This window comes from Azohydromonas lata, assembly GCF_034427735.1.
In the GTDB taxonomy this organism is placed as follows: Bacteria; Pseudomonadota; Gammaproteobacteria; order Burkholderiales; family Burkholderiaceae_C; genus Azohydromonas; species Azohydromonas lata.
Map to the genome: position 1 here is coordinate 26,188 of NZ_JAXOJX010000069.1, position 8,094 is coordinate 34,281.

The window sequence follows — 8,094 nt, forward strand, 5'->3', positions numbered from 1 at the left end:
GGAAGCCCGCGCGGGCCGGGCAGGAAGTCAAACCCGGCAGGGGCAAAAAGCCGGCCAGCAGTGTGCGGCAGGTTTCTTGAGGCTCTCACGGCACCGGCGTGGTGCAAGGGATACTTGTTCAGCCCAGGGCCGTTCAGCCGGGCCCGCGCGCGCCTTTCCAGCGCCGCAGCAGCAGCGCGTTGCTCACCACGCTGACGCTGCTGAAGGCCATGGCCGCGCCGGCCACGACGGGGCTGAGCAGCCCAAGCGCCGCCAGCGGGATGCCCACCACGTTGTAAATGAAAGCCCAGAACAGGTTCTGGCGGATCTTGGCGTAGGTGCGGCGCGAGATGTCCAGCGCATCGGCCACCAGCGCCGGGTCACCGCGCATGAGCGTGATGCCCGCGGCGTGCATGGCCACGTCGGTGCCCGTGGACATGGCGATGCCCACGTCGGCCGCGGCCAGCGCGGGCGCGTCGTTGATGCCGTCGCCCACCATGGCCACGCGGCCGCCGCCCGCCTGCAGCTCGCCCACGATGGCCGCCTTGTCCTGCGGCAGCACCTCGGCGCGCACCTCCGCCATGCCCAGCGCCTGCGCCACCGCGCGGGCGCTGCCGGCGTTGTCGCCCGTCACCAGCACGGTGCGCACACCCAGGCGCTGCAGCGTGCGCACAGCCTCCGCGGCGCTGGTCTTGGGCTGGTCGCCGAAGGCGAGCAGGCCCAGCAGGCGGGGCGCGGAAGTCACGTCCGCCAGCCAGGAGACGGTGCGGCCCTGCGCCGCCAGCGCGTCGGCGCGCGGCATCAGCGCGGCGGTGTCCACGTGCAGCTCCTGCATGAAGCGGCTGCTGCCCAGGCGCAGCTCGCTGTTGCCCACGCGCGCGGCCATGCCCCGGCCGGCCACGGCGCGCACTTCGACCGCGGCGGGCACGGTGAGCCCTTGGCGCTCGGCGGCGGCCGTCACGGCGCGGGCCAGCGGGTGCTCGCTGTGGGCCTGCACGGCGGCGGCCAGCGCCAGGACTTCATCCGGCCGACCGTCGGCGGCCTCGAAGGCGGTCAACTCCGGCTTGCCCTCGGTGAGCGTGCCGGTCTTGTCGAAGGCCACGGTGCGCACGGCGTGGGCGACTTCCAGGGCTTCGGCGTCCTTGATCAGGATGCCGTGGCGCGCCGCCACGCCCGTGCCGGCCATGAGCGCCGCGGGCGTGGCCAGGCCCAGCGCGCAGGGGCAGGCGATCACCAGCACCGCCACGGCGTTGAGGATGGCTGCTTCCCAGTCGCCCGTGCCGAAACCCCAGCCCAGCGCCGTGGCCAGCGCGATGGCAATGACGGCCGGGACGAACACGGCGCTCACCTTGTCCACCAGGCGCTGTATGGGCGCCTTGTGCGCCTGCGCCGACTCCACCAGGCGGACGATGCGCGCCAGCGTCGATTCCGCGCCCAGCGCCGTGGTGCGCACCAGCAGCAGCCCTTCGCCGTTGACGGCGCCGCCGGTGACCTTGTCGCCCTCGTGGCGCGGCACGGGCAGGCTCTCGCCGGTGATGAGCGATTCGTCCACCTGGCTGGCGCCTTCCAGCACCAGGCCGTCCACGGGAATGCGCTCGCCGGGGCGCACGACCACCTCGTCGCCCAAGCGCACGCGCGACAGCGGCAGCTCTTGCTCGCGGCCGTGGCGGCGCACGCGGGCCACGTCGGGGCGCAGGGCGTTGAGGGCGCGAATGGCCTCGGTGGTCTGCCGCTTGGCGCGCGCTTCCAGCCACTTGCCCAGCAGCACCAGCGTGATGACCAGCGCCGAGGCCTCGAAGTACAGGTGCGGCATGCCGTGGCCGCCGTGGCTCGCCAGCAGCTCATAAACGCTCAAGCCGTAGCCGGCCGAGGTGCCCAGGGCCACGAGCAGATCCATGTTGCCGCTGCCGGCGCGCAGCGCCTTCCAGCCGGCGCGGTAGAAGCGCGCGCCCAGCCAGAATTGCACCGGCGTGGCGAGCGCCCATTGCAGCCAGCCCGGCAGCGCCCAGTCGCGGCCCGCCACCATGCCCAGCATGGGCAGCGCCAGGGGCAGCGACAGCGCGGCGGCCACGGCGATGGGCCACCACTGCGGCACAGATGAGGCGGGCGCGGCCGCGGCCGGGGTGGCGTCCGGCCCGTCCGGCACCACGTGGGCGGCGTAGCCGGCTTTTTCGACCGCGGCCAGCAGCGGGGCGGCGTCGCCCAGGTCCGGCGCCACGGCCACGGTGGCGACCTCGGTGGCGAGGTTGACTTGCGCATCCGCCACGCCCGGCACGCGGCGCAGGGCTTTTTCGACGCGGGCCACGCAGGAGGCGCAGGTCATGCCCTCTATGGCCAGCTCCACCTCGCGCGGCGCGGCCATTGCGGGCGCGGGCGGGGCGGTGACGGGGTTCACGGCGGTATCCATGCTGTGCTTCCGAAGGGGGACGGATGCACTGTGGACCTTGCCATCATGGGAAGGTCAAGCGGGGCGCATTACATTACCGCCCCCTCCTCCACCGCAGCCGTTCCCGGTGCTTCCGGCCAGCGGCCCTGCCCATCCGCACGAAACCCGCCATGCCTCAACAACCCCAATGGAAGATGGCGCTCGACGTCGAGCGCTGCATCGGCTGCCACGCCTGTTCGGTGGCCTGCAAGGTCGAGAACCAGGTGCCGCTCGGGAGCTTTCGCACCAAGGTCTATTACTGGGACCACGGCAGCTATCCCCAGGTGAAGCGGGACTTCCTGCCCGCGCTGTGCATGCAGTGCGAGGACGCGCCCTGCCTGAAGGCGTGCAAGAGCGGCGCCCTCTCGCGCGGGGCGGACGGCATCGTGCGCATCGCCCAACATGCCTGCGACAGCCACGGCGCCTGCGAAAAGGCCTGCCCCTACGGCGCCATTTCGTGCCAGCCCGGGCAGATCGCCGACAAGTGCGACTTCTGCAGCCACCGGCTGGACGTGGGCATGGAGCCCGCCTGCGTGGAAACCTGCCCGGCCGAGGTTTTTCACTTTGGCGACGCGCGCGACCCCGACTCGGCCTACTCGCGCTTCATGGCGCGCCGCGGCCATGAAACCGCCGTGCTGAAAGCCGACAAGGGCACGCGCCCGGCCGTGGCCTACCGCGGCCACCGGGTGGAGATGGAGGCCAAGATTCCCGAGGGGCGCAACCACGAGGGCTGGTCCTACGAGATCGAGACCTGGCCGTCGCTGGACGCCCACTTCCCGCCGCAGCGGCGCGTGCATTGGGCGCGCGTGGAGCCGGGGCAGAACATCACCGAGTACCGCGCGGAAGCGGAAGGCGGTGCGGCATGAAGCGGCGCGACCTCATCAAGCGCGGCTTCGGCGCGCTGGCCACGCTGGCCGTGGGCGAAACCATTCTTCTGTCGCCCGACGAGGCCTGGGCCGCCGCCACGCCGCGCCGCAAGGGCAAGGACGCGCTGGCCAAGGCGCAGCCGCGCGTGCCGCACGACTACCGCAAGGCCACCGTGGTGCGCAGCGTGTGCCTGAACTGCTCCACGGTGTGCGGCATCGAGGGCCACGTCATCGACGGCAAGCTGGTGAAAGTCAGCGGCAATCCCGAGGACCCGAACAACGGGCGCTCGCTGTGCGCCAAGGGCCAGTCGGGGCCCACCATCAACGACTACCCGGAGCGGCTGCTGTTTCCGCTCAAGCGCGTCGGCCCGCGCGGCAGCGGGCGCTGGCAGCGCATCACCTGGGACGAGGCGCACGACGAGATCGCGCGCCGCATCCGCCGGGCCATGGACGAGGGCAAGCCGGAGGAGGTCGCCATCCACGTGGGCCGCTCGCGCGTGGGCGAGGAAACCACGCGCTTCATGAACGCAGTGGGCTCGCCTTCCGTGTTCAACCACCGCGCCATCTGCTCCTCCAACAAGCGCGCGGCCAATTACGTGAGCCTGGGCGAAACGGACTGGGAGACGGGCGACTTCGAGCGCAGCAAGTACATCATCGACTTCGGCGCCAACGTGTACGAGGCGCACCAGGGCGCCATCCACGCGGCCAAGCGCATCATCCGCGGCCGTTTCGACAACGGCGCCAAGTTCGTCTACTTCGACGTGCGCATGTCCAACACGGCCGGGCGGGCCGACGAGTGGTTCGCGCCCAACCCGGGCAGCGACGGCGCCATCGCCCTGGCCATGGGCAACGCCATCATCGCCGCCGGCCTGCACAACCGCGAATGGCTGGACACCTGGAGCAACGTAGCCGCCGACGACCTGGCGAAGTGGATAGACCGCTACACGCCGGAGTGGGCCGAGGGCGTGAGCGGCATCCCGGCTGCGGACATCCGCCGCGTGGCGCTGGAGTTCGCCCACGCCGCGCCCGCGGCCGTGGCCTTCACCAACCGCGGCAGCGGCGCGCACTACAACGGCTTCAACGCGGACCGCGCCGTCATATTGCTCAACGCCATCGTGGGCTCCATAGGCCAGCCCGGGGGCTACTGCTACACGGTGGAGCCCACGCGCATCCCGCCGCAGGTGTTCCCGCACCCGTTGCCGATGCCGCCTTCGCCCAAGGCCAAGAGCGCCATCGAGAACCCGCCGGAATGGCCGCTGGCCAACAAGTGGCAGCGCATGAAGGTGGGGCAGATCGTCTACCGCCACCTGCTGCAGGGCAAGGGCAAGGTGCAGGTCTACCTGAGCTACACGCTGGCCTCGCCGCAGACCTGGCCGGAAGGGCGCAGCCTGGCGCTGCGGGTGCTCAAGGACGAGAAGCTCATCCCCTTCCACGCCTGCTCGGACATCGTCTATTCCGAGATGGCGCACCACGCGGACATGATCCTGCCCGACGCCAGCTACATGGAGCGCTGGGGTTTTGATACGCGCAACAACATGGAGCTGCGCGACTACGTCACGCTGCGCCAGCCCATGGTGGCGCCGCCGGGCGAGTGCCGCAGCTTCGTTGATTCGCTGATCGACATCGCCCGCCGCATTGGGCCGGACACCGCCAAGTACTTCGAGTTCAAGGACCACGAGGAATGGATACGCCGGCGCTGCGAGCCCTTCGGCAAGCGCGTGGGCGAGGACGGCTTCGCGTACATGCGCAAGCACGGCGTGTGGCAGGACACTTCGAAACCCAAGTACTACGCGCTGTACGACTGGCCCTTGAGCGCCGAGGAGCTGAAGAACACGCGCGTGGACGAGGCCACGCAAATCGTGCTGCGCAAGGCGGCCGACGGGCGCGAGGCGCCGGTGGGCCTCATGGTCAAGGGCACGGCGCGGCGCGGCTTCATCACGCCCTCGCGCAAGTTCTCCGTGTACCACCCGGACATCGAGGCCGCGGCCCAGGCGCGCGGGTTCGACGAGGATGGCGGCAAGGGCATGCCGGACTGGTTCCCCGTGCCCAGCATCGAGCGCATGGGGCAGGAGCAGCTGCACCTCGTGACCTTCAAGTGGAACGTGCACACGCAGGGGCGCACGCAGTCGCAGAAGTACCTCAGCGAGATCGTCCACCACAACCCCATGTGGATTCACCCCGCCACGGCGGCGCGCCACGGCATACGCACGGGCGACATGGTGGAGATCACCACCTACCGGCCTCACGGCCACGGCATGCGCGGCGGCGGCGAGGTGGTGGGCAAGGCGCTGGTGCCGGCCTGGGTGACGGAAGGCATACACCCGCGCGTGCTGGCCGTCTCCAACACGCTGGGCAACCAGTTCCACGGCCGGGCGGCCACGGCGCACAACGGGCCGCGGCAGGCGCTGGAGGCGGCGTGGGACCGCGCCGCCGTGGGCGAGGACGCGGACCTGGACGAGCGCGTGTGGTGGGACCCGGCGCGCGGCGGCACGGGCGCGGGCTACAACGTCAACGCCATCCTGCCCATACAGCCCGCGCCGCTGGTGGGCATGCAGGGCTGGTTCGACACCGTGTGCTCCATACGCAGGGCCTGAGCCTGAGCCTGAGCCTGCGTCGAGGCCGGCGCGGGCGACCGCGCCGCGGGCGGTGCCGGGGCCCTTGGGGCCCGGGCGCCGCCCGGTAAAATTCCGTCTTTTCCCTGAAACCTGGCGCCCCTATGACCACCGAGAAGATCGACGGCGTGTCCGTCACCACCCGTGCCAACGTCTATTTCGACGGCAAGTGCGTGAGCCATGGCATCACGCTGGCTGACGGCACGAAGAAGTCGGTGGGCGTGGTCCTGCCGGCGACGCTGACCTTCAACACCGGCGCGGCCGAGATCATGGAATGCGTCGCGGGCGCCTGCGAGTACAAGCTCGCGGGCAGCGACGAATGGCGCCGCTCCAGCGCCGGCGAGCAGTTCAGCGTGCCGGCCAACTCCAGCTTCGAGATCCGCGTGACCGAGGCCTACCACTACATCTGCCACTTCGGCTGAAGCACCCACCATGGCCACCATCCTCGAACAACTGCCCCTCGGCCAGAAGGTCGGCATCGCCTTCTCCGGCGGCCTGGACACCAGCGCCGCGCTGCACTGGATGCGCAAGAAGGGCGCCGTCCCCTACGCCTACACCGCCAACCTGGGCCAGCCTGACGAGCCCGACTACGACGCCATCCCGCGCAAGGCGATGGAGTACGGCGCGGAAGCGGCGCGGCTCGTCGACTGCCGGCTGCAGCTCGCCCACGAAGGCATTGCCGCGCTGCAGTGCGGTGCCTTCCACATCTCCACCGCGGGCGTGACCTACTTCAACACCACCCCGCTGGGCCGCGCCGTGACCGGCACCATGCTGGTGGCGGCCATGAAGGAAGACGACGTCCACATCTGGGGCGACGGCAGCACCTTCAAGGGCAACGACATCGAGCGCTTCTACCGCTACGGGCTGCTGACCAACCCGAGCCTGCGCATCTACAAGCCCTGGCTGGACCAGACCTTCATCGACGAGCTGGGCGGCCGTGCCGAGATGTCGGCCTTCATGACCGCCGCGGGCTTCGGCTACAAGATGTCCGCGGAGAAGGCCTACTCGACCGACTCCAACATGCTCGGCGCCACGCACGAGGCCAAGGACCTGGAGCACCTGAACTCCGGCATCAAGATCGTGAACCCCATCATGGGCGTCGCGTTCTGGAAGGAGGAAGTCGAGGTCAAGGCCGAGGAAGTGCGCGTGCGCTTCGAAGAGGGCCAGCCCGTGGCCCTCAACGGCAAGACCTTCGACAACCCGGTCGAGCTGATCCTGGAAGCCAACCGCATCGGCGGCCGCCACGGCCTGGGCATGAGCGACCAGATCGAGAACCGCATCATCGAGGCCAAGAGCCGCGGCATCTACGAGGCCCCCGGCCTGGCGCTGCTGTTCATCGCCTACGAGCGGCTGGTCACCGGCATCCACAACGAAGACACCATCGAGCAGTACCGCGACAACGGCCGCCGCCTGGGCCGGCTGCTGTACCAGGGCCGCTGGTTCGACCCGCAGGCCATCATGCTGCGCGAGACCGCCCAACGCTGGGTCGCCCGCGCCGTGACCGGCGAAGTGACGCTGGAGCTGCGCCGCGGCAACGACTACTCGCTGCTCAACACCGAGTCGCCGAACCTGACCTACCACCCCGAGCGCCTGACGATGGAAAAGGGCGAGTCGGTGTTCTCGCCGCGCGACCGCATCGGCCAGCTCACCATGCGCAACCTCGACATCACCGACACGCGCGACAAGCTGGGCATCTACAGCCGCACCGGGCTGCTGAGCACGGGCGGCGACGCGCCGCTGCCCAGCCTGGAGTAAGGCCCATCAAGGGGAACCGGCTGGGCCGGCTTTCCTTGAGGTTGCAATGAAAAAGCCGCCGGCGCTTCCATAGCGCCGGCGGCTTTTTTGCTCAATGAATCGCGACGGGGGCGTCAGCCGAAGGCCGATGCGCCGCGCGCTCCACTTCGTCATCCCCGCGCAGGCGGGGACCCAGGCGGTCCCAAGCCAGAACGTAGCGACGAGGCAGGAAACATGAGGTACTGGCCCGTGGTGTTCCTCTGCATGGGCTTGCGGCCTGCTCGGGGACCGCCTGGGTTCCCGCCTTCGCGGGAATGACGAAGTGGGGGGCGAAGCGCCTTGGCTGACGGGATGCGAAGGCGGGCGAAATCGCCCTCGCCCTCGCCCTCGCCCTCGCCCTCGCCTTACGCCCTGGCCCTGGCTCGTACCCTCAATCCCTCAACCCGCGAACCACCGCGCCGGCACCATCACGATGGAC

General features: G+C 70.2%; 5 protein-coding genes. 4 read left to right on the plus strand and 1 reads right to left on the minus strand.

Annotated features, from left to right (window positions below):
* Positions 1-133: 133 nt before the first annotated feature.
* Entirely contained in the window at positions 134-2,386 is a 2,253-nt protein-coding gene (locus tag SM757_RS28115; RefSeq protein ID WP_407655810.1) for a heavy metal translocating P-type ATPase, read from the minus strand.
* A gap of 149 nt (positions 2,387-2,535) precedes the next feature.
* Here SM757_RS28115 and SM757_RS28120 point away from each other — a divergent pair, with 149 nt between their 5' ends.
* The 4 genes from SM757_RS28120 (at position 2,536) to argG (ending at position 7,637) form a co-directional block, all read left to right on the plus strand.
* Entirely contained in the window at positions 2,536-3,270 is a 735-nt protein-coding gene (locus SM757_RS28120; RefSeq protein WP_322467899.1) for a 4Fe-4S dicluster domain-containing protein, read from the plus strand.
* Complete coding sequence (locus SM757_RS28125) at positions 3,267-5,864, plus strand: molybdopterin-containing oxidoreductase family protein (protein WP_322467900.1); 2,598 nt, start codon at positions 3,267-3,269, stop codon at positions 5,862-5,864. The genes SM757_RS28120 and SM757_RS28125 overlap by 4 nt, the downstream gene beginning before the upstream one ends.
* A gap of 122 nt (positions 5,865-5,986) precedes the next feature.
* Entirely contained in the window at positions 5,987-6,304 is a 318-nt protein-coding gene (gene ppnP / locus SM757_RS28130; RefSeq protein WP_322467901.1) for a pyrimidine/purine nucleoside phosphorylase, read from the plus strand.
* Between the two features lie 10 nt (positions 6,305-6,314).
* On the plus strand, positions 6,315-7,637 hold the full coding sequence (gene argG / locus SM757_RS28135) for an argininosuccinate synthase (RefSeq protein WP_066340591.1): 1,323 nt from the start codon (positions 6,315-6,317) through the stop codon (positions 7,635-7,637).
* Positions 7,638-8,094: the final 457 nt, after the last annotated feature.

Coding starts and splice junctions, on each gene's coding strand:
- SM757_RS28125 (WP_322467900.1), top strand. CDS start 3,267: ATGAAGCGGCGCGACCTCATCAAGCGCGGCTTCGGCGCGCTGGCCACG.
- SM757_RS28115 (WP_407655810.1), bottom strand. CDS start 2,386: ATGGATACCGCCGTGAACCCCGTCACCGCCCCGCCCGCGCCCGCAATG.
- ppnP (WP_322467901.1), top strand. CDS start 5,987: ATGACCACCGAGAAGATCGACGGCGTGTCCGTCACCACCCGTGCCAAC.
- SM757_RS28120 (WP_322467899.1), top strand. CDS start 2,536: ATGCCTCAACAACCCCAATGGAAGATGGCGCTCGACGTCGAGCGCTGC.
- argG (WP_066340591.1), top strand. CDS start 6,315: ATGGCCACCATCCTCGAACAACTGCCCCTCGGCCAGAAGGTCGGCATC.